At 50.3% G+C, this 22425-nt stretch carries 19 protein-coding genes and 1 pseudogene; 11 read left to right on the plus strand and 9 right to left on the minus strand.

Annotated features, from left to right (window positions below; translation table 11 throughout):
* The first annotated feature begins 49 nt into the window (after positions 1-49).
* Entirely contained in the window at positions 50-2290 is a 2241-nt protein-coding gene (locus ACS18Q_RS05760) for an ankyrin repeat domain-containing protein (protein WP_441257513.1), read from the plus strand.
* Between the two features lie 400 nt (positions 2291-2690).
* Here the strand turns inward: ACS18Q_RS05760 and cydC are convergent, their stop codons facing one another.
* The 3 genes and pseudogenes from cydC to trxB all read right to left on the minus strand — a co-directional run bounded on the left by cydC (position 2691) and on the right by trxB (position 7331).
* Complete coding sequence (cydC, locus tag ACS18Q_RS05765; RefSeq protein ID WP_154181035.1) at positions 2691-4412, minus strand: heme ABC transporter ATP-binding protein/permease CydC; 1722 nt, start codon at positions 4410-4412, stop codon at positions 2691-2693.
* Positions 4405-6192: a heme ABC transporter permease/ATP-binding protein CydD gene (cydD, locus tag ACS18Q_RS05770; protein ID WP_004726269.1), complete on the minus strand. Its 1788-nt coding sequence runs from the start codon at positions 6190-6192 to the stop codon at positions 4405-4407. Before cydD ends, cydC begins: the two co-directional genes overlap by 8 nt.
* Positions 6193-6372: 180 nt before the next feature.
* Positions 6373-7331: pseudogene (trxB, locus tag ACS18Q_RS05775) on the minus strand (thioredoxin-disulfide reductase).
* 297 nt (positions 7332-7628) lie between these two features.
* Between trxB and ACS18Q_RS05780 the strand changes: the two are divergent.
* From ACS18Q_RS05780 to ACS18Q_RS05795, 4 genes are all read left to right on the plus strand, one after another.
* Complete coding sequence (locus tag ACS18Q_RS05780) at positions 7629-7943, plus strand: DUF4144 family protein (protein WP_004726267.1); 315 nt, start codon at positions 7629-7631, stop codon at positions 7941-7943.
* 47 nt (positions 7944-7990) lie between these two features.
* Positions 7991-8392, plus strand: coding sequence for an ACT domain-containing protein (locus ACS18Q_RS05785; RefSeq protein WP_158140885.1), 402 nt, complete (start codon positions 7991-7993; stop codon positions 8390-8392).
* Between the two features lie 443 nt (positions 8393-8835).
* On the plus strand, positions 8836-9492 hold the full coding sequence (locus ACS18Q_RS05790) for a 2OG-Fe dioxygenase family protein (RefSeq protein WP_004726265.1): 657 nt from the start codon (positions 8836-8838) through the stop codon (positions 9490-9492).
* Complete coding sequence (locus ACS18Q_RS05795) at positions 9476-10702, plus strand: cysteine desulfurase-like protein (protein WP_232658643.1); 1227 nt, start codon at positions 9476-9478, stop codon at positions 10700-10702. The genes ACS18Q_RS05790 and ACS18Q_RS05795 overlap by 17 nt, the downstream gene beginning before the upstream one ends.
* Positions 10703-10785: 83 nt before the next feature.
* Here ACS18Q_RS05795 and ACS18Q_RS05800 read toward each other — a convergent pair whose 3' ends face one another.
* The 4 genes from ACS18Q_RS05800 to soxR form a co-directional block, all read right to left on the minus strand.
* Positions 10786-11613, minus strand: coding sequence for a DUF2797 domain-containing protein (locus ACS18Q_RS05800; RefSeq protein WP_441257514.1), 828 nt, complete (start codon positions 11611-11613; stop codon positions 10786-10788).
* Positions 11614-11706: 93 nt separating this feature from the next.
* Entirely contained in the window at positions 11707-12513 is an 807-nt protein-coding gene (locus tag ACS18Q_RS05805) for a SanA/YdcF family protein (RefSeq protein WP_441257515.1), read from the minus strand.
* Complete coding sequence (locus ACS18Q_RS05810) at positions 12486-12809, minus strand: DUF3392 domain-containing protein (protein WP_038151260.1); 324 nt, start codon at positions 12807-12809, stop codon at positions 12486-12488. Before ACS18Q_RS05810 ends, ACS18Q_RS05805 begins: the two co-directional genes overlap by 28 nt.
* A 324-nt stretch (positions 12810-13133) precedes the next feature.
* Positions 13134-13574, minus strand: a complete 441-nt coding sequence (gene soxR / locus ACS18Q_RS05815) for a redox-sensitive transcriptional activator SoxR (RefSeq protein ID WP_441257516.1) — start codon at positions 13572-13574, stop codon at positions 13134-13136.
* A 114-nt stretch (positions 13575-13688) separates the two neighbouring features.
* Here soxR and ACS18Q_RS05820 point away from each other — a divergent pair, with 114 nt between their 5' ends.
* The 3 genes from ACS18Q_RS05820 to ACS18Q_RS05830 all read left to right on the plus strand — a co-directional run bounded on the left by ACS18Q_RS05820 (position 13689) and on the right by ACS18Q_RS05830 (position 15953).
* Positions 13689-14891, plus strand: a complete 1203-nt coding sequence (locus tag ACS18Q_RS05820; RefSeq protein ID WP_441257517.1) for an MFS transporter — start codon at positions 13689-13691, stop codon at positions 14889-14891.
* Positions 14892-15012: 121 nt separating this feature from the next.
* On the plus strand, positions 15013-15759 hold the full coding sequence (locus ACS18Q_RS05825; protein ID WP_441257518.1) for an NUDIX domain-containing protein: 747 nt from the start codon (positions 15013-15015) through the stop codon (positions 15757-15759).
* A gap of 65 nt (positions 15760-15824) precedes the next feature.
* Positions 15825-15953, plus strand: a complete 129-nt coding sequence (locus ACS18Q_RS05830; RefSeq protein WP_441257519.1) for a hypothetical protein — start codon at positions 15825-15827, stop codon at positions 15951-15953.
* Between the two features lie 53 nt (positions 15954-16006).
* Here ACS18Q_RS05830 and ACS18Q_RS05835 read toward each other — a convergent pair whose 3' ends face one another.
* Positions 16007-16876, minus strand: a complete 870-nt coding sequence (locus ACS18Q_RS05835) for a LysR substrate-binding domain-containing protein (protein ID WP_441257520.1) — start codon at positions 16874-16876, stop codon at positions 16007-16009.
* A 106-nt stretch (positions 16877-16982) separates the two neighbouring features.
* Here ACS18Q_RS05835 and ACS18Q_RS05840 point away from each other — a divergent pair, with 106 nt between their 5' ends.
* Entirely contained in the window at positions 16983-17468 is a 486-nt protein-coding gene (locus tag ACS18Q_RS05840) for a DUF4865 family protein (RefSeq protein ID WP_441257521.1), read from the plus strand.
* A 105-nt stretch (positions 17469-17573) separates the two neighbouring features.
* On the opposite strand, the gene ACS18Q_RS05845 is transcribed toward ACS18Q_RS05840, so the two are convergent.
* Positions 17574-19262, minus strand: a complete 1689-nt coding sequence (locus tag ACS18Q_RS05845) for an NAD-dependent malic enzyme (RefSeq protein ID WP_004726253.1) — start codon at positions 19260-19262, stop codon at positions 17574-17576.
* 203 nt (positions 19263-19465) lie between these two features.
* On the opposite strand from ACS18Q_RS05845, the gene ACS18Q_RS05850 reads away from it, so the two are divergent.
* Together ACS18Q_RS05850 and ACS18Q_RS05855 are read left to right on the plus strand one after the other, a co-directional pair.
* Entirely contained in the window at positions 19466-21814 is a 2349-nt protein-coding gene (locus ACS18Q_RS05850; protein WP_441257522.1) for a helicase-related protein, read from the plus strand.
* A 221-nt stretch (positions 21815-22035) separates the two neighbouring features.
* Positions 22036-22413, plus strand: coding sequence for a hypothetical protein (locus ACS18Q_RS05855; protein ID WP_014205261.1), 378 nt, complete (start codon positions 22036-22038; stop codon positions 22411-22413).
* The last annotated feature ends 12 nt before the right edge of the window (positions 22414-22425 follow it).

Consider the following 22425-nt stretch of genomic DNA (forward strand, 5'->3'; position numbering starts at 1 on the left):
GTGATAAAAGAGCATTCATAAACTTTCATAGAGATATTCAACGTTCGTTATGACAAAAATAATTACACCCTATTACCCAATTCAACACTTACTGCGAGAGTTTTCTAAAGCACTCGGTACTAAATCGTTAGCTGCAAAAAAAATTGATGATGCATGTAAAAACAATGAGATAAGCAGCTATTTTTTAGAAGAACTCAAACAAGAGTTAATTCATCAACCTTTAACGATGTCGGTATCTCTTGAGTTCGCTGACTTAATAATGGATGAGTTTAATTATCTAGTTAAGTTTTATTTAAAATTGATGAAAAACATTGAACTGGAAGGGGTTGATGAAAAAAAGGCTCAAAGACATATAGCTAAGTGCTTTATGACTTTTTCAATATCTCATATATGTAAAAAAACAATCGAAGGTTTTGATGCGAGAGCTTTGGCTTGTAGCGATCTCACAATGATGTCCTATACATTAGATGGAATGAACACTATTGATGAATGGAAAACGTACTTAAACCAAGCAACAAAAGAACAAAAAGACCGAATCCGCTCCTGGGGGCAGGCAAAAGATTTCCCTAAATTTGAGACTATCACCCAGTTAAGTCCTAAAGATAATGATGCATTTAGCGGATGGAATGTTATCAAGGTAAATCTAATCATATCTCGATTGTGGGATTACACTTTTTATCGTTCCGAACTCTCGGCAGAAAGGCTAAATTATATGAAAATTATGCCGACGGAAGTGTGCTTGAGGTTTTTTATTGATGGCTTGAAAGCTCTTCAACTAGAAGGCAGAAACAAATATTCGATAACTAAAACTATTGCCGCTCCATTGTTGACTCAGCTTTTACGTTTAAGGGCTCCGAAGCAAGATGATGCAAAGCATGAAAGTAATCGCTTACTTATTGAAATGGACGAGATGTTATGTTCATTGAGCGCTGGAGACGACATACGCTATTTCTATCATTGGATGACTGCTCGATATCATTTACATTCTGGTGCATTAGAGAAAGCGGTAAATAATTACGAGATAGCCTTTGAAATGGCGATATATAGAGCCGGGGAAAATACAGAAATAATAATTAGAGAGGCTCTTGTTGTTGCGTGTCGATTATCTAAGCCACCAAGGTCTTTTATTAATCGATTAAGAAGAATGGCTGTTATTCTAGGGGTTGATTATATGCCGCCGGATGTAGGGCGTAATGATAAGAAAAAACCGTCGGATATAGAACACTGGGAGATTTCCGCATTTAGTCGATATTTTGATACATATGTCCCTAAGAGCTCATTTTTTAAAGATGCTGAATATCCTGTTGATCCTTATAGAAATATGGAGACCCTTATTAACAACTTTTCAGGTGAACAATATGCATTGGATTTGAAAAAACCAAATAAGTTTTTCGAATTAGCAACAATGAGAGGTATGAAGTTAAAAATGCCACAAATTGTATATTTCTCATTGCAAGATCAATACGAAGAAATAGAAGCATTAGTCAATGTTGGTGCTAATGTTAATGAACTTTCGTCAAGTAATGATTCCGCATTACTACTAGCGATCAATTCTTTAACGCTTGATTTAGATAATCTTTTCAAAGCCAATAGGATGGATGACAACATTTTTAACCTCTTAAGTTCGCTACCTCATCGCCAAAGTGTTATGAACAGTATTACGACTAAAAAGAAAATGTCGTTGTTAGGGCAAGCGGTTGCTACTGGACGGTTAGATATTGTAAAGAAAATTGTTGAAATGGGTGCTTCGATAGATTTAAGGCACGGCGTGGAAAATATGACGCCACTTTTTACAGCTATTTCTTACATTGAAAAATTCACAAATCCACAAAAAATATTAGCGAATATTGATGCGAGAAAATTTTCGGAAACAAACATCCAAGCTAGGCGTGCGTTTTCAAACTCAATTATGCCTCATGACAAAAATCATCTAATGCAAGTTATGAATAACCCCACTCAGATGGCACTAGAAGATATGGGGCAACAGCTGTATTTAACTAAGTTGAAAAAAGCATCATCAGCAGATAACTTTCGCGAAATTGCAAAGTATCTAATCGAACAAGGTGCAGACTTCAATGCTAAGCATGATTCAGCAATGCAAGGTTATACTCCGTTAATGTTAGCTATTGAATCAAATGAAGACACTATTGTTGAAGTTATGATGAATTCAAGACATCATAAAGTAAAATGGGATGATACTTGTGTGGATACGATTCGCCAGTGTCGAGTTAATTTGAAAGATATAGCTCAGAACTGGAAAGCTGATAAGGTTTCACCATACCTAGAGTAATTCGTTAGCTAATAAATAAGCCAAATCACCGACAAGGAATTGTCCAGTGACGAGTTAGATTTGTACCTTACAAACAGGGAAAAATTCATGGATGAATTTTTAGGTTTTCGGCGTCGGGAACGCCTAAAACCGTCCCGGCCAGCGACTACGAAGCAAAAGGCACTTTCTGGATACTCTTTGTGCCAGCAAAGAGTATCTGGTGCGCTGTAACCAAAGCCACGTGGTTCGTTAAATCCAAAGCGCAACAAACCAAAGCAAACCACACCAAACAAAACCAGCAACGTATTTCAGTAGATGGCCAGACAAACCATCTGAAACTTGATTCCTCTCCCACAGCAGACAAAGAAAAGCCCCGGGCCAATCGGCGACGGGGCTTTTTTGTTATTTAATGATCATCACATCACAGTGTTTGATTGAGCTGGAAGTAGCGACCTTGCTGTGCCAACAGGGCTTGGTGGCTACCGTGCTCCACGATTTCACCTTGCTCAATGAGGCAAACGGCATCCATCGTTTCCAATTCGACTAGGCGGTGGGTGATGAAGATGACCGTCTTGTTCTCGAAATGGGATTGAAACAGCGCCATGATTTGTTGCTCAGTCTGTTTATCCAAACCTTCAGTTGGTTCATCTAGTAGCAGGATTGGACCATCGTGTAGCAGGGCGCGGGCAATGCCAATACGACGTTTTTCGCCACCTGAAAGTTGGCGGCCACCGTCACCGAGCCATGTATCTAGCCCCGGCGCTTCGAGGAGCTTACCCAGACCGACACGTTCTAGCATCGCGCTCAGTTCGCTGTCATCAGCATGAGGTTTTGCCATGCTGAGGTTGTCACGCAGGCTGCCGTTGAGAATATCAACGCGCTGGCTCACCACACTGATTGCCGCACGCAGATCGCTCTCTTTCCACTCTTGTAGGCGCGTACCCGCAATGCGGATGTCGCCTTGTTGTGCATCCCAATAGCGGCACAGCAGTTGAATTAGCGTCGATTTACCTGAACCCGTTTGGCCAACAATCGCCACTTTGTGGCCTGCTGGAACGGTCAGGCTGACGTCTTTTAGGGCTGGTTGTTCGCCGCCGCTGTAGTTGAACGTCAGGTGTTCAAACGTGATATCAAACTGACCCGAATGACGTGTCTCTTCGCTAGGGAATTTCACGTCCGGCTCAGAAAGGATGATCTCATTCAGGCGACGTGCTGAAGTCAGCGTTTGACCCAGGTGTTGGAACGCGCCCGCGATTGGCATCAGCAGTTCAACACTGGCCATGGTGGCAAACACCACCAAGGCAATCATCGGATCTGGCGCTTGACCATTCACGCCATCGGCCGCCAGCCACAGCATGAGCACCAAAGTCCAGCCGTTTGCCAGCAGAAGCAGGGCAGAGGCAAGGCCGGTAAAGCTTGCGTTAACTTTTTGGTTTGCCAGCAGTTTTTCCTGCGCCGCGTAAATCGCGTCACGATAGCGAGACTCCGCGCCAAAAATGGTCAGTTCGCTGTAGCCTTGCAGCCAGTCGAGTGTGGCAACGCGCATCTCGGCTTTGTGCTGTGTCAGCTCAGCACCGTTGCGTTTCCCTAGCTTGTAGAACATCACCGGCCACACCAAGAGGAGTACCAGTAACACACCACCGAGCGTCAAACCCAACGCCATGTCAAACCAGCACAGCAGCGCCGTAAGCGCTGCAATGCCTAAGACGCCTACGGTCACTGGGCTAATGAGGCGCAGGTAAACGTGGTCCATCGCATCGATGTCTGCCACCAAGCGGTTGAGCAGATCAGCATCGCGCAAGTTCGACACGCGGCCCGGGATCATCGGTGCCAGCTTTTCAAAGAAGAAGATACGCAGGTCGGTCAGGAGTTTGAACGTTGCATTGTGGCTCACCACACGCTCGCCCCAACGACCAGCGGTACGACCCATCGCAAAGCCGCGCACAAATGCGCCCGGCAACATGTAGTTGAATGTTTCACGGGCGATGGTTAGCCCGGCCACCGCTGCGGCAGACAAGAACCAGCCAGACAGCGTTAACAAACCAATCGAGGCGCATAGCGTGACAAACGCCAGCAGCATACCCAGCGTTAGGCCGAACCAATGCTTTTTATACAGTTTCAGATAAGGCAGTAAATCACGCATCGAGGTTCCCCTTATTGGCTTCTTGAAGGGCTTGGTTAGACGCTAACATGGTGGCAAACAAGCCCTCTTGTTGGCTGAGCGTGGCAAAGTCGCCCGCTTGAACCAACTGACCCTCTTGCATCACCAAGATTTGATTCACTGACTTGAGTGGCAGCAGTTGGTGCGTCACCAGCAGCGCCGTCTTGTGCGTGATTTGTTGATTGAGGCCTTGCATCACCAGTTGTTCGCTGCGGGCATCCAAACTGGCGGTCGGTTCATCCAACAGCCAGAATTGGCCGTTTTGCAACATCGCGCGCGCCAGCGCAAGGCGCTGCGCCTGACCCACCGACAAACCGCCGGAGCGATCGCTGATTGGGTAATCCAGACCATGCTTGCTGACAAACTCAGCTGCAAAGGAGCTGTCTAGGACTGCTTGTACTTGCGCATCCGCGATATTGGATTTACCGAGAGTGACGTTGTCACGGATGGTGCCGTGTACCAACAACGGGTTTTGTCCCACCCAACTGATCTGTTTGCGCCAGTGCGCATGATCCAGTTCACTCAGTTCGATGCCGTTCATGCTCAGGCTACCGCGGTAAGGCATGAAACCCAGAATGGCATTGATCAAACTGGTTTTGCCTGCACCGCTTGGGCCGACCAGTGCGGTCGTCTGCTGGCTGTTCAACGTAAAGGTCAGTGGGCCGACAAGGCGTTTGCCTTCTGGGCTGAACACTTCCAGATCGCGCGCAACAATTTCGACGCCTTGCATCTCCGGCAGGGTTTGTGAACCCGACTGTACCTGACTGACATCGATATTCAAAAATTCAACGATGCTCTCTGCTGCGCCGACCGCTTGCTGCTTCGCATGGTAGAAGGTGCCCAGATCGCGCAATGGCTGATAGAACTCAGGCGCAAGCACCAGCACAAAAATACCAGCAAATAGCGTGACACTGGCACCATAACCGCCGAAATTCAGTTCGCCGATAAAGCTAAAGCCGAAGTACACCGCGGTAATCGCAATCGAGATTGAAGTGAAAAATTCCAACACAGCAGATGACAAGAACGCAATGCGCAGCACATCCATGGTGCGTTTACGAAACACTTCGGATGCACCTTTCATCTGCTCCGTTTCCGCACCGGTGCGGTCAAACAGACGAATGGTGGTCATCGATTGCAGGCGGTCGTAGAAGTGACCGGATAAGCGTTGCAGCGCTTTGAAGTTTTTGCGCCCAGCATCAGCGGCTTTAATGCCGACTAAGGCCATGAAAAGCGGAACCAGCGGTGCGGTGATGAGGAAAATCAAACCCGCAGCCCAGTTGACCGGGAACACGACAATAAGAATGACAAACGGGATCAGCACCGAAAGCGACATTTGCGGCAGATAACGCGCGAAGAAGTCGTGCATATTCTCGACCTGCTCCAGCGTCAATGTGGCCCATGCACCCGCCGGTTTGCCTTTGATGTAGGCTGGGCCTAGCGCGCGCAGTTTGTCGAAAATGAGCTGGCGAATGTAGATTCGAATTTGCTGACCGGCGCGAAAACCAGCCAGTTCACGGGCCCAAGAACAGCCTGCGCGAATGGCGATGGTGACCACCAATCCGATGAAATATGGGATCAGTTCGTGTTTGTCGACATGCTCAATAATGAGCTGATGCAGAATCGAGGCGAGAAGGGCGGCTTGGGCGAGTAGAAACACGCTTGATAACACACCGAGCCCTACAGCAAGCATCAGCCAACGCTTGGCGAGTTTGCTTTGCTGCTTGAGCCAAATATTCAAGCTACGTTGCTTTTTCTTATCCATGTTGAAGGCTTATTGAGAATTATTATGTTTTTGGAAAGGCGTTAGTATACAAAAGAAAACCCGGCGGATATACCGCCGGGTTTGTTGCTGTCTTGTCAAAAATGAAAAATAAACTTGTACGCGGCATGCTCGCGACGTTGCAAGTCTGTTGCTCACTGCATCATGTGGCAGTGACGACGGTTATTTGTCATTCAGCGCATCAAGGAAACGTTCTGCGTCTAGCGCGGCCATACAACCCGTTCCCGCCGAAGTGATGGCTTGACGGTAGTTATGGTCCATCACATCACCCGCTGCGAAGATGCCTTCAATGCTGGTTTGTGTCGCGTTACCTTCCAAACCGGATTTGACGATGATGTAGCCATCTTTCATGTCCAGTTGACCTTCGAAAATCGCGGTGTTTGGCTGGTGGCCGATGGCAATAAATACGCCCATCACGTCGAATTCTTCCGTCTCACCGGATTGGGTATCTTTCAGACGCACGCCCGTCACACCCATCTCGTCGCCCAGTACTTCGTCCAGAGTGCGATCGGTATGCAGGACGATGTTGCCGTTTTCAACTTTGTCCATTAGGCGGTTGATCAGAATCTTCTCGGCACGGAAGCTGTCACGACGGTGGATCAGGTGCACTTCAGCGGCAATGTTCGAGAGGTACAGCGCTTCTTCAACCGCGGTGTTACCGCCACCCACAACCGCAACTTTTTGATTGCGATAGAAGAAACCATCACAGGTTGCACACGCAGAGACGCCGCGACCTTTGAATGCTTCTTCCGAGTCTAGGCCCAAGTATTTCGCTGAGGCACCGGTTGTGATGATCAGGGCATCACAGGTGTATTCGCCGCTGTCGCCTTTCAGGCGGTAAGGGCGCTGAGAAAAATCAACTTGGTTGATGTGATCAAACACGATTTCAGTTTCGAAACGCTCGGCGTGCTCTTTCATACGCTCCATCAGCGCAGGACCAGTCAGCCCTTCTGCATCACCCGGCCAGTTTTCCACTTCTGTGGTTGTGGTCAGTTGACCACCTTGTTGCATCCCTGTCACTAGAACAGGATTTAAGTTCGCGCGTGCTGCGTACACGGCGGCAGTGTAGCCAGCCGGGCCGAACCGAGAATAAGAAGTTTGCAATGTTTAACGTCGCTCATGATTGCTCCACGTTCAATGTGCTCAGTAAATGGGATCGATTGTAGGGAATATAGTCGGGCAATTAAAGCCTAAACGCGCGCAGAAACTGTAATTATTCGTTATTAGTTAGAACTTAGCGTGTCAATAAATCCCTTTGAATATAAAGGAATTCATCTCCAATTCTTAGAATTGAACAAAGCGTCGCCGAAGTTTCGCGACAACGTGTTGGATTCCCACCACAAAAAGTTTGGGGTTGCGAAGGGTTTTCATTCAGGCGTATGTTATCGCTTTGCTTATCAATTTAGTTGGAAAGAATCATGGTGAATTGGCCTGCATTACTGAAACTCGATGGTGACGACGAACTGCTTTATCTCGCCTCCGAAATACAATTTCATCATGAGTGCGACGACATGATCTTGGGCGCTGCGGATCATGTGATTGATTGCCAAGGGCAGCGGTATCACATTCATCGTGCCGCCAATACGCTGACCTTGGTGGCGGATCATCAATGGTACAGCGCCGCCGAGGTGAGCCAACTGATTCAAGCGCATGAATTTGCCGCAGCGCAGGTGTGCGTGACGAAAATTTACTTCCCAACGGTCGAACAAGCGGTAAAAGCGATGGCGTTTTAGGCTTTCCCGCCGAAAAAGGACATCGCTTCAAACGGAGAGGAAACCCAATGACAGGCATGACCGAGTTACCAGTGTTGCTGCGCAGTATGCAGCCGGAACTGCACGATGAAGAGGTGGTGTTTTGCAGTGTCAGCGGCGACTTGCAAGATTATCTCGCGCTAACGCCGCTGGCGATGTTTCACGAGCGGGAAGGGCTGACGTTGGTGCTATCGAAAATTACAGCGCAAGCGCACGGCTTGGCGTTTGATGGCAGTTTTCAACAGATCACGCTGAATGTCCACTCAAGCCTAGAAGCGGTCGGCTTGACCGCTGCGGTGTCTGCCGCACTGGCGCAGCAGGGGATCAGCGCCAACGTGATTGCTGCTTATTACCATGACCACATTTTTGTGCCAACGCTGCGTGCCCATGATGCGCTCAACGTGTTGAAGGCTTTATCCAATGCGTCATGATCAGCATAACGCCGTTCGGCAGTCTCTCTTTTCCTTATCTCACCCGGCGATCTGCCGGGTTTTCTTTGCCTGCGATGACGCGGGGTTGGCGATTTCAAGACGCTGGCATTGCGCTAGATTGGCAGCATGATTCACTGCATTGTCTTTAGCCGAGATTAAGCCGTTTCTTTCCACGCTTAACGATAGGTGTTTAATATAATTAACTGATTTATATCGGTTATTTTATTTGCTAGTGAAACTGTTCAATTTTTGAATGCCTGTAATGTTAAATTTGGTCGTAACGACTAACAAATTACAAATTATTGGATATATATATTGTTTATTTATATTTGTTGGATTTATTTATGGTTAAAATTTGATCTGACAAAATAATTGCGTATTCTGTGTGTAAATTATTTGTTAATAAAACTGATAATTAATGTGTCTTCATTAAGGAGTCGATGATGTTACACGCACACCAAAATACCCTACATATCACTCAACTGAGTCTTCAGGCGATCAACCAGCTCGCGCCGTCGTTTGTCGACCTGCCACACACGGAACACGCCGATGGCCAGTACCGTTTACGCCGCTACTCGGTGGTTCAATTTCAGGACGGAATTGTGCTGGAAACAGGCAAAAACGAATTCATGCAAACCGATCACTTCAACCATTTTCAGGGTAATGTCGTGCGTCAGTTTGAACCCATTTTAAAGTCGACGCTGCAAAGCGATGGCATGCGTGAACTGTGCAAGCTCTTCGTGGAAACCAATCGCCTGCCAAACGGTCAGGAAATTGAAATTCATCAGATTCGTATCGCCACCGTATTCGATGAAACACAAGTAGCGCCGGAAGGGGTGCATCAGGATGGCTTTGATCACATCGCCATTGTGGGCATTGGCCGCCATAACATTGAAGGCGGTGAAATTCTGCTCTATCAAGATTGTCATGACGACCCGTTTTTCCGTAAAGCGCTGGGTAATGGGGAAGTGGCGATGTTGGCAGACAACCAGTTGTGGCATAACGCCCGTCCGATTCGCTCACTGAGCGGCAATGAACAAGGTTATATGGACTTGTTTGTCCTGACAGCAAAAGGCAACGCTCATGAGCTTCACTCCTGATCAAGCGCGCGCGCAGTTCTCCGCGCTCCATCAACGTGTTCACGATAAGCCGGTGGTGTTCCTCGATGGCCCGGGGGGATCGCAAGTGCCCCAATCGGTGCTGGAGAAAATGACCGCTTACTTGGGCCATTACAACGCCAACCTTGGCGGGCACTATTTCTCCAGCCAGATCACCACGGATGTGATGCAGCAGGCGCGTGAACATGCGCAGGCGCTGTTGAATGCTGAGTCTTCCGGCAATATTGTCTTTGGCGCGAACATGACCTCGCTGACGTTTTCGCTCAGCCGTGCAATCAGTCGTGATTGGCAGGTGGGCGATGAAGTGATCGTCACCGCGCTCGACCACTATTCCAATGTCTCGAGCTGGCAGCAAGCCGCCGAAGACAAAGGGGCGATGGTGCATCAGGCGCGTATTAATCCGGCCGATTGCACGCTGGATGAAGAGCATCTGATTTCACTCATCAATCCGAACACCAAGCTGGTGGCGCTCACTTACGCCTCCAACACCACGGGGTCGATCGTCAATGTGAAGCGCATCGTCGAAGCGGCGCATCAAGCGGGGGCGATGGTTTACGTGGATGCGGTGCATTACGCGCCACATCACCTGATTGATGTACAGGAACTCGGGTGTGATTTTCTCGCGTGTTCGGCGTACAAATTCTTTGGCCCGCATGTGGGAATAGCTTACGTTTCATCGCAATGGCTGCATGCGCTCAAGCCTTATAAAGTCGAACCGGCGACCAATATTGGTCCGGGCCGTTTTGAAACCGGCACACAGAGTTTCGAAGGGTTGGCTGGCGTCATTGCAGCCATTGACTATCTCGCGCAGTGGGGCGAGGCGGGGCTAAGCCTGCGGGAGCGGCTGGAACAGAGCTTTGCCCAGTTCAACGAGCATGAACAGACGCTGAGCAAACATTTCCTGACCAGACTCGCCGAGTTAAAAGGCGCCACGCTTTATGGCCGCGACGATTATCAGAGTGAAAATCGCACGCCGACATTTGCCATTCGGTTGGATGATTTCCATCCCGAATTGGTCGCCAGAGCACTGGGTGAGCAGAACATCTGCGTTTGGAATGGTCATTTCTACGCGTTGGGGTTGGTTCGCCAACTGGATTTGGCAGACAAAGGTGGCGTGGTGCGTATTGGGTGCATGCACTACAACACCACGGAGGAAATCGATGCGTTGTTTGACGCGTTACAGCGTTTGTAATATTGCTCGATTTACCAACAAAAAGCCCGCGTGATGCGGGCTTTCTCTATGCGTTGGCGAGTGTATGCTGAGGCGTTTGACGTTTAGTCGGTGCTCACTTCCACTTCGTATGACGTGAACTTGCGGATGTTGATCACACCGCTGTCGAGGATCAGGTACTGGCCTTTGATCCCTTGCAGCACACCCGTCACTTCCGGGTTTTTATCAAAGTTGTGCGAGGTGATTTTCTTCGGATGTACATCAACCGGGTAGGCAAGCTGCGTGGTTTGCTCGCTTACTTCGATGACCGCATCGTCACCAAATTGTTGTTTGATCTCGGCAATTTTGTCAGCCAACAACGGTTTCAGCTCAGCCGCGCGTTCTTCCAGTGACATCGGTTCGCCGTCGCCTTTGAGCAGCTCGCGCCAGTTGGTTTTGTCGGCGATGTGTTTGGCCAATTCCACTTCAACCAAGCCTGAGATCTGACGTGTCTTCACTTTGTAGATGGGCAAACCTTGAGTCGCGCCTTGGTCAATCCAACGGGTTGGAATTTGCGTGTGGCGGGTAATGCCCACTTTCAGGCTCGATGTGTTGGAGAGGTACACGTAGTGATCCACCATGCAGTGCGTTTGTGCCCAATCGGGTTCACGGCAGGTGCCCTGATCAAAGTGGCAGGTTTCCGGCTTCATGATGCACATGTCGCAGCTGGCGAGTTTCTTCATGCACACAAAACAGTGGCCCTGTGAATAGCTCTTCTTGGTTTTCTTGCCGCATGAGCAGCAATAGATATTGCCTGTATGTTTCAGCGTGATGGTGTGACCCATCAGTGGGTTGAGATCGATTTCGTCCTCACCGATTGGCAGTCGGTAAGCGACGGTTCCTTCCAAATTGGCGCGCATTTTATCCAGCACGCCTGTTGCGATGATCGACATGACATTACTCTATGGTTTTATTGTTTGGTGTGAGTTTAACAGAAAAGAAAAGCAGAAAGAGCGCCAAGCCGACCACATGGCGCTGTTTGTTGGTTATTCGTTCGTTGGTGTTGCAGCGGATTCACTGGGCGACAGCGCATCGGAGTCGCTCACGCTGGCATCGGCAATCTCGGTTGATGAAGCCTTGTCGAAGATAATGGGTTCTTTCGGGCCAAGGAATTTCGGCTGAGTATCAAAGATATAGAGATCGAAAAACGCTTTGGTGCGTGCAAACACTTCGCGCAGGCGGACTTGAAAACCGGAATGGTTGGTCGGCCCCGGAACCGCGAGACACGTGGCGTTGATGTCGTGATGATTGGCGATAAACAGCGCGCGCTCACAGTGGAAGCGTTGGGTGATGATCAGAAAATTATCGGTATCGAAAATCCGCTTGGCACGCACGATCGAATCGAGGGTGCGAAACCCTGCATAATCAAGGTAGATCTGTTCGTTGGGAACGCCCGCTTTGAGCAAATCACGCTTCATCGTCCATGGTTCATTGTAAGAACGATGGGCGTTGTCTCCGCTGAGCAGAAAGCCATTGACCTTGCCTTGTTCAAACAGATCAATCGCAGCGTTGATGCGGTGAACATAGTAGTCATTCAGCGTGCGGCCAAGGTACTTACTGGTGCCCAGCACCACGGCAACTTGAAACTTTGGCACATTGTAAATGTTGCTGATGATGTGATCTTGGGTTTGCCAGCTCACCCAACGATCAATGCCGTAAATGCCTGCGATGCAGGCAAGCAGCGTCAGTGACATTCGACGCAGCCAAAGCCCCAGCTTCAGACGTCGAAGCCGGGATTTCAGACGAGTGAACATCACTCTGAGATTTAGATTTGACGGTTTCTTTGCGCCCATAGGCCAATCACAATAAAGCTGATAAAAACAATACTAAACATCATGCCTTGCTCTAAATGGGAGAGTGTCCGAGTGAGGTAAGGGCTTGCTTTAATTATGATTAATCCGTAACCAAACGCATTGACCAAGATAAAGGCGATGGTGCGCAAAAGAAAATGTTGATCGCGCATTAAGCGACGCAGCAGCGCATTGATTTCTCCACCCAGCATCACCAGCAAACAGGCGATCAATGCAGTGGAAATTTCGCTGAGGTAAGGGGCGATGTAATGTCCCGCTGGGGCAAAAAAGCTCATCATATCCGTGATCTATCAGTAGAACGCCAACAAACGGCGTGAACGTGTCAGTGGCAAAAATAATAAGTGAAATCACCCTGAGCGATCAAGCTCTTAACCGAAGACGAGGCAGAATGTTTTAAGGCGGTTCAGCCTTGACGTACGCTCATTGGGGGATGGTGACTGCCCATTAGCGTTGAGGTTTCGGGCAGCGATGGCTTGTCTGCCCGCCATTGCACCCGCATATGTGCCTGTTTTCACGTGACAGGATGAGGTGTTCCCATGAGTGCGGCGAGGCCCATCACTCAGCGTCCATCACTCGGCATGGCAGTGAGTTTGGTGGTTATTTCACCACTCTTCTGGATGCGTCAGGCGTGTTTTTTCGCTAAAGGTCTGCGCTCGAATATCTTGCGGGTTGTAAATGGCGCAAGATTCCATCGACAAGCAGCCGCAGCCAATACAGCCGCCGAGATCGCTTTGCAGTGCTTTGAGCTGCGCAATGCGATGCTCCAGCATGGAGTTCCAGTTGGACGCCATCTGCTCCCATTCTTGTCGGCTTGGCGCTTGATGCTTGGGTAAATCCGCCAACGATTCGGCCACCTCGTCTAAGGTGAGCCCGACCATTTGCGCGGCTTTGATCACCGCAAGCCGACGTAGCACATTGCGATGGTAACGACGCTGATTACCAGCATTACGCCAACTATGAATCAATCCTTTCTGCTCGTAAAAGTGTAGGGTGGATACCTTCACTCCTGCGCGTTGGGCCACTTCACCAACGGTCATTTCCATCGTCCGGACTCCTGCTCAGCGACGCTTTTCTGATGAATGATAAAAAAGCGCTTTACCTAAAGTTAACTTGAGGTATTACCGTAACACCAAGTTGGCTTGATATGGAATACAAATATGGAATGGAATAATAAAACCCGCACGCGCGCCTATCTGACCGGGCGCTTCTTTGACGGCATCTCTTCTGGGTTGTTTATGATGGCTCTGCCGTGGGCCATGCTGTCGACACCCAATATGGGCGCGTTTGTGGCGATGGTGGCGCTGGCATGTACCGCCGCGTCTTTTGTGCTGACGCCGTTTTTCTCGACCTTGATCGACCGATTTTCGCGCAAACGCTTACTGATCTTGGTGCAATGGCTTCAGGCCAGTACCGCAGGGGTGGTGGCTTTGGTCTATTGGGCCGGGTATGAGTCGAATGGGCTGCTGGCGGTGGCGCAGTTGCTGTTCTGGACGTCCAGTAACTTGGCTTGGGCGACCAACAACGCCTTTACGCAGGAGAATTTTCATCAGCACGAATATGCGACGATATCCGGCAAGCAGGAAGTGATCATGCAGGGCACAACGCTGGGTTCTGGCGCACTCGGTGTGGTGTTGCTGGAAATGTGGGGCATGTTTGAATTCGCCAGCTTTGCGACCATCGCCTCGGCGATTGCGTGTGTCAGCTATCTGATGACGCCGTACCGACGCCAGTTGCGCCACGCAACGTTGGTTTCGTTTATTGACCAGATGAAAGAGAGTCGGGAGATATTGACATTAAGACCCCAGTTTTATGCATTTTTAATGCTCTCGGCGCTGAGCTATCCCATCCTGACGTTTTTGACCAAGCTGGTGCCGATTTGGTTTTCCGAAACGGGGGTGTCGGGTGATTGGTTTGCCGGTTACAACATCGCTTTTGGCATGGGGTCCTTGGTCACAGGGCTGCTCGTGAGCCGCCTGTTGGGGCTGAGTTCTCATCCCAATATGATGATCGGAGCCATGGGGCTTGCGGCCATCATGCTGGTAGGCATGAGTGTTGCGCCGACGCCACTCTGGTTACTGGTGTTTACTTTCTTCTTTGGCACATTTAACGCCTTGAATCGTATCGCTCGAACCAACTGGATGCATCATAGCATCCCTATCCACCAACGTGGGCGCGCAGATGGTGGGCTGCAAATGTTCGCAACTTTGGTGCAGAGTCTCAGCTATGTGTCGATTGCGTTGCTGAGCCACTATGGCCTGACTCAATGGGGATTCTTCTTCGCCGCGGCAGTCATGGTGTTGGCAGTCTTGACCATGATGCGTTTAAACAAAACCCCGGATCTGGCGGTCACCGCAGCGTAATATCTTGTTCGCTAAAGCGAAGGTGAATTTGTTCTGTCATTGAGCGAGAAAAGGTGGTTAAGATGGTTCCTTCGTTGTCTTGTGGTTAAGACGGCCTAATAGCACCACTTAGGAGATCACCTTGAAGTTCGAGTTGGATAAGTTCAACGGCATCATTATCGGCCGGGAAGATGTGCCGGCCGATGTTGATTCATTTCACACACAACTGGCAGACATTGTGGCGCTTGCCCACGCTGAAGCAAAGAACATCATTTGGCTGACGCTGCCGATTGGTTTATCACACTTGGTGCCGATTGCCACCGAACTCGGGTTTGTGTTTCACAATTGCCTTGAGGACGAAGTCACTCTGATTCACAAAGCGCCGTCGACCACGTTTGTTCCGTTTATCCCCACGCATACGTTGGGTGCTGGCGCGATCGTCAAAAACAATCTCGGACAACTGTTAGTGATCAAAGAGCATGGTATGAAAGGCTACAAATTGCCGGGCGGCCATATCGAGTTGGGAGAGAAGATCGAAACGGCCATCATTCGTGAGGTATTGGAAGAAACGGGCGTTGAAACTGAATTTGATTCCATTCTGGGGTTCACCACGCGTCATCCGTTTCAGTTCGGCAAAACCAACATGTACTTGGTGTGTAAGCTCACGGCATTGTCGGAAACGATCAACATTCACGATACCGACGAAATTGCCGAGGCGAAGTGGCTTGATGTGTCAGCGTTTTTAAGTGATGACAACAATGCCTACTTTAATCGCCAAATGGTAGACGCGTTGCATGACGCTGACGGTTTGAAAGCGTTTGAGCCCGAGAACAACACCGGACCGTACCGAAAACATGAAACTTTTTTCGCTAAGGTAAGCCGCGATTGATTCAGTTGGGGGATTGTTTTGCGATGACGGGTGTGCCGTGCGGTAAACAGTCATCGTGATTCGACATGAAAATGCGTTTTCAGCGCGTGGTTACCCTTGGCGGTGATGGTGACTTCGCGATAACCAACCACACGTTCAATCCAACGCTGCTGCTCAAAAAAGTGGAGCAGCGCCGCGCCTGCCTGTCCGCCTAGATGGAATTGACGTTCACTCCAGTCCAGATACGGACAACACGCTTTGCGCAGGGTTATTGAGTAAGATGCTGTCGAAGCTGCTGTTTTAGCGCGTTGTACAGTTGCTGTTGTACCTCATCCAGTTGATTCTGACTGCGATCTAGGCAAACAGTCAGGCTGCCTAAAGCGGGCAGGTCGGTTAATTTTGTCACACAATCTGGCTGGCCAAATGCCGAGCGCACAGTGACGCCCAAGCCAGCTTCCACCGCTTTCCACAGGCTACTCAAGCTGCGACCGATAAAGTTAATTTTCCACGGAATACCCGCAGCATCTAACGCTTCGGTGGCTTGCTGGCGAATCGCACAAGCGCCATCCAACATCACCAAAGGGAGAGGCTGCGTAGCTTGAATGGTGTCGCTTAAGTGCGCGTTGGCAGGGCCAAACCAGTGCAAGGGAAGTTCTGCCAAACGTTCACTATAGGGGGCGGCTTTCGGGCCTTCCCACCCCAAGGAAAAATCAATGTCGTCAGATTGAATTCCCTCAAGCAGTTCTTTATGGCGGCCGACCACAGATTGCAACTGCACTTGCGGGTGAGCGCGCGAAAAAGAGCCGAGCACTTGGGGCAGCAGTGCTTCACTAAAATCTTCCTGCATGCCGAAACTCACTTTGCCTTCCAGCGCATGGCCTTGTAGCCGTTGCAAGGCTTCATCATTAAGCTGCAACAGTCGTCGGGCATAAGACAGGACCATTTCACCTGCCTCGGTTGGTTGCAGATGGCGGCCAGATTTGGTCACCAACGCCGTATTGCATTGCTGCTCCAGCTTTTTCAATTGGGCACTGGCGGCCGAAGGGGAGCGATTCAGTCGCTCGGCGGCCAGCGCGAAACTGCCGAGCTCAATGCCCAATACAAAACATCGCAATGCATCCAAATCCAGCGTTCGCATCGTTCATCATCCTGAAAATCAAAATAGTTACTTTCAATAGTTTTGATTTTTTGTATCAAAAGATCAACTTATGCTGGCTCTAAAGACGACATGGAGAGGACATACAATGATCGCGATGCAATACAAAATGGTTTTACCCGCCGACTACCCAATGGAGCGTATTGAAAACCGAATCCGCGAGAAAGGACATCTGTTGGATGGTTATCCCGGTTTGCTGTTTAAGGCGTATCTCTATTCGCGCAAAGATGCCACGACGTACCACAACGACGTAAACAGTTACGCGCCGTTTTACGTTTGGCGCGATCACGGCTCAATGCGCGCGTTCTTAAACAGTGATGGATTTAAAGGCTTGTGTGAGCAATTTGGTCGCCCGGCAGTGCAGGTCTGGTTTGTTGATGAGGTTCCAACCGCTCCAGATGAAAACGTGCTGTTTGCCTGTATCGAACATACTTCGCCGCTCGGTGCTGATGTTCGCGGCGTCAACGTGACGACCTGGCAAACGCTGGGTGTCACGTGGCTCAGCCAGATTGATAACCGTAGCCCGATACAAGGTGATCTTTACGCCGTGGGGTATGTGGCGCGCGGCTGTTAAGGATCTGTACGGATTGCACGCACCATATCATCCGCACGGAACGCGGGCGTATTTTTCGTCGCGCATAAAAAAGCCCCTGTACAGGGGCTTAATCTATTCAATTGCTTAGAACGATGTACGTTTGTAGCGGCGGTATACCGGTTGCCAGAAGTGTTGATCAATGGCAACGTCCAGCGCTTCATCGGTAATTTCCAGCGCGACGCCTTGCTCAATCGCTTTTTTCGCAACGGCATACGCAATTTTCTTCGATACTGAGTGGATCGATTCCAATGGCGGCAGTAGTGGGCCGTGGCCGTTGATCGCCAGTGGGGAACACTCGGCCAAGGCACGGCTTGATTCCATCAGCATGTCGTCAGTCACGCGTTTTGCGCCAACGGCCAGAACGCCCAAGCCAATGCCTGGGAAGATGTAGCTGTTGTTGCACTGTGCGATTGGGTAGGTTTTGCCTTCGTTGATCACTGGATCGAACGGGCTGCCAGTTGCGACCAGCGCTTCACCGTTGGTCCAACGAATGATGTCGCTTGGCGTTGCTTCCACGCGGCTGGTTGGGTTCGACAGTGGGAATATAATCGGGCGAGGGCAGTGCTGGTGCATCTCTTTGATGACGTCTTCACTGAATAGGCCCGGCGCGCCAGAAACGCCGATCAACACGGTTGGTTTCGCTTGGCGAACGACATCGTGCAGCGAGTAACCGTTACCTTCAGTCGTCCATTTCTTGGTGTTGGTTTTCTTCTGCACCAGACGTTGTTGGAAGTCGAGCAGGTTCGGCATGCCTTCTTCCAGCAGACCCCAGCGATCCACCATGTACACTTGTGAACGGGCTTTCTCGTCTGAAATGCCTTCTGAAACCATTTGCGCGATGATCGCTTCTGCGATCCCACAACCTGCAGAACCTGCGCCCAGGAAGGTAATGCGCTGTTCAGACAGTTTGCTGCCTGCAGCTTTACACGCGGCCAGTAGCGAACCCACGGTCACTGCAGCAGTGCCTTGAATGTCATCGTTGAAGCAGCAGATGCGGTTTTTGTAGCGCTCAAGCAGTGGCATCGCGTTTTTCTGTGCGAAGTCTTCGAACTGTACCAGCGCTTCAGGCCAGCGGCGTTGAATGGCTTGAATCACTTCTTCGACGAATGCATCGTATTCTGCGCCAGTGATGCGCGGATGACGCCAGCCCATGTACATTGGGTCAGCCAGACGTTGTGGGTTGTTGGTACCGACATCGAGCACGATAGGCAGAGTGTACGCTGGGCTGATACCGCCACACGCGGTGTACAGAGACAACTTACCGATTGGAATGCCCATGCCGCCGATGCCTTGGTCACCCAGACCAAGAATACGTTCGCCATCTGTCACCACGATCACTTTCACGTTGTGGTTGGCGGCGTTGTTCAGCAGATCGTCAATGCGATCGCGGTTGGCGTAAGAGATGAACAGACCGCGACCACGGCGGTAGATGTTCGAGAAGTTTTCACATGCGGCACCAACCGTCGGTGTGTAGATGATTGGCATCATCTCAGAAATATGGTTTTGCACCAGACGGTAGAACAGCGTCTCGTTGGTGTCTTGCATATTGCGCAGGTAAATGTGCTTGTCCATATCGCTTTCGAAGCTGCGATATTGCTGGTAGGCACGAACTACTTGTTCCTGTATTGTTTCCGTGGCTTCAGGTAATAAACCTTCCAGGTTGAATGATGCACGCTCTTCAGCGGAGAATGCACTGCCTTTGTTAAGAAGAGGGGTACTGAGTAGAGCTGGACCAGCGTAAGGAATATAAAGCGGACGTTTGTCGTTATTCATTTTCGGCCTTTGTAGGGTGGAAGGGAAACCTAAAAATGATAACGGCTTATCAGCTAGGTTGTAAATAGAGAACCCTTAACCTTCAGGAGATTATTCTGCCTAAAGTCAGTAACATTTCCTAAACTTAGCTGTTTTTTGTCAAATCAATACCATTTTGATTTACTATTTATCGAATTTATCTTTAGAGTTTTCTTTTAAAAAATATGCAGTTACTTCCAATTCAGCCCCTCAAAGATACATTTTTAAAGGCTTTGCAACATGATCACGTGATTGTGGAAGCCGAAACCGGTTCCGGGAAGTCAACTTGCCTGCCGTGCTGGGCGGCAGAGCAAGGGCGAGTGCTGGTCATCGAACCGCGCCGAATTGCTTGCACGTCGCTGGCTGAATTTCTTGCGCAGCAGCGTCAAGAAGCGGTGGGGCAGCACATTGGGTACGCCATCAAATTGGAAAACCGTTCTTCGGAACAATCACAGGTGGTGTTTGTGACCCCTGGGGTGGCGCTGCGTTGGTTTGCCGAAGATGGACTCAAATCATTCGATGTCATCATGGTGGATGAATTTCACGAACGCCGCTGGGACACCGATTTGCTGGTGGCACTGCTCAAAGCGCGCCAGTGTCATCGCTTAGTCGTGACCTCTGCGACGCTGGAAGGTGAGCGTTTGGCGACCTATTTACAGGCCAAGCGTCTGCAAGCGAGCGGGCGTATGTACGACGTGAAGGTGGAATACCGCGCGTCAGATAGTCGCCAGTTGCCCGATGGACGTTCGCTTGCCGAGCGTGTTAAAGCCGAAGTGCAGCAGGCGATGCTCGCCACGCAGGACGATATATTGGTCTTTCTGCCGGGGCGAAAAGAGATTCAGCAATGTCAGCAACTGCTCAATGGGATCGACGCTTTGTTGGTGGTGCCGCTGCACGCTTCTGTCAGCGAAGGTGAGCGCACACTTGCACTCAACCCGCAGGCGCAACAAAAAGTGGTGCTGGCGACCAATGTCGCGGAAACCTCACTCACCATTCCCAACATCGCTTGGGTGATCGACAGCGGTTTAGAGCGTCGCAACGAACAGCGCAATGGCCGCACCGCCCTCATTCTCAAACATATTTCCAAAGCGAGCGCCAAGCAGCGCGCTGGCCGTGCTGGTCGCGTGATGAATGGCGTGGCGGTGCGTTTGTATGGTCAACATGCCGCGTTGGATGCCGTGACGCCGCCACAATTGCAGCGCGAAGATTTGGTCGAACCGATGTTAGCGGCGGGCAGTTGTGGTTCGCCATTGCACGCATTGACCTTCCTTGAAACGTTGCCCGAGAAAACGCTGGCGCAAGCCGCGGAGATGCTCCAAGGCATTGGCGCGCTGGATGAGCAGCTCAACCTGACAGAGCACGGTCGCCGCATTGCGCCGCTGCCGGTTGATGCGCTCTACGCCGATTTGGTGGCGCGCATCACGCCCAAGGCACTCAAAGAGGCGATGATCGATCTCACGGCGGCGCTCGCGGTGCCTGCGAGCCTCTATTCGCTCTCGTCGAATGCAGAGCGACTGGAACAATTGCAGCAGGAAGAGCCGCTGGGGTGCGACGCGCAATTGCTGATTCAGTTGGTGCGTGGGAAAACCTTTTCTGGCGTCACGGTCGATGACGAAGCGCTGCGGGAAGCGCGCGGGTTATCCGAGCAGATGCGCGATATTTATGAACTGCCGGAATTGGAAGTGGCTTCGCGTTATCAACATGCGGCTTTGGCCGAAGCGATTGCGCGTTTGCATCCTGAGCTGCTGTTTGTACGCCGTGAGCGACGCAGAGAAGCGCTTGGCAACGGGCGTATGGAAGTGCTGACTGGGCGCCATAGCCGCTTCCCAGAACGAGCAGAAGCCGCGTTGGTGCTGGATCAACACAGCTTGCCCGGTCGAGGCGTCAAACAAACCCTGACCCTCGCCACCGTGATGATGCCAGTGCCGCTGTCGCTGATTGAAACGCTGGCGCTGGGGGAATGGCAACAAGGCGAAACCGTGCAGCACGACGGCGCGCTCAGTACCGTGCTCACGCTGCATTATGCTGGCCGCGTGGTGGCAAGCAACACCGTACAAGCCAGCGGCGCGTTGGCGCTGAAACCGCTGGTGGACGCTGTGAAAACCAATGCCTGTTTACCGGGCTTTGCTGAGCAACGCCAGCGTGAAATTGCTTGGTGGAAGTTATACGTGGCGTTGGGGCTGGATGCCAAGACGCAGCAACACGATGACCTCACGTTCGACCGCTGGTTTGAGCAGCAGTTGCAGGCATTGGGCGTCGAATCGTTGGATGACTTGGTGATGTTCGAGGCCAGCGATTTGCCGTTCGATGGCATTCCGTACTGGGAACTTGACGACTTTGCCCAGGCGTATCCGTTTGAGCTGGCATTGGGCGATTTGCAACTGACGGTCGAGTACCACATCAAACGCAAGCTGGTGCAGGTGGTGTACAAAAGTGGGTTGCGAAAAACACTGCCGAAACGTTGGGAATTGCCGCGCTGGAGTGGTTACAAAATCCAGTTCAAAAAGGCGAGTCGAATCGTGGATATTCTGTAAATCGTGAATAAACGACGAATAGTTTTGTTTAAGGCGCGAAATATTAATTCGCCACACACAATATTTTTTGTCTTTGATCAATATTTGTTACCAGTTTGATTTTTATATACCCCATTGGTTGGAATGTGGGGCATAAAAGAATCTTTTTATATATCGTATTGCTATATAAGAATTCCTGCATAATATGGGTATCAAACGAGACCACTGATGTCGGAGGACACATGGAAAAAACCGAACGAATCTCTGTCGTGTTTGATTACACCAGCTTCTTAGGCACCTCTTGTACAAAAAAATGGACTTTTTCAGATGCGCTCGTTTCATTTGCCCCTGTTTTCGGAACGGTGTGGCATGACACAGTGAAAGATGGCAAAAGTCATGAAGAGAGGCTGTGGGACATGGCGCTGCAGCGACTGTCCAGCCGCAGAAGTGATGAGTCCAATCTGGTGACGCTGGTGAAACTGGCCAAGCTAGAAGGGATTGAAGAACTGAAATTGGTGATGCCGTATTCGTTGGATCCGGAGCAAATCGCCGCCATTCAAACGCGTGGTGACGCGCAAATCAAGGTGTGTGCACCGGAAGAATTTATTATCACGTTGTAATCGCATCAGGAC

The sequence above is a fragment of the Vibrio sp. Vf1514 genome, from assembly GCF_052076135.1.
GTDB classification, from domain to species: Bacteria; Pseudomonadota; Gammaproteobacteria; order Enterobacterales; family Vibrionaceae; genus Vibrio; species Vibrio furnissii.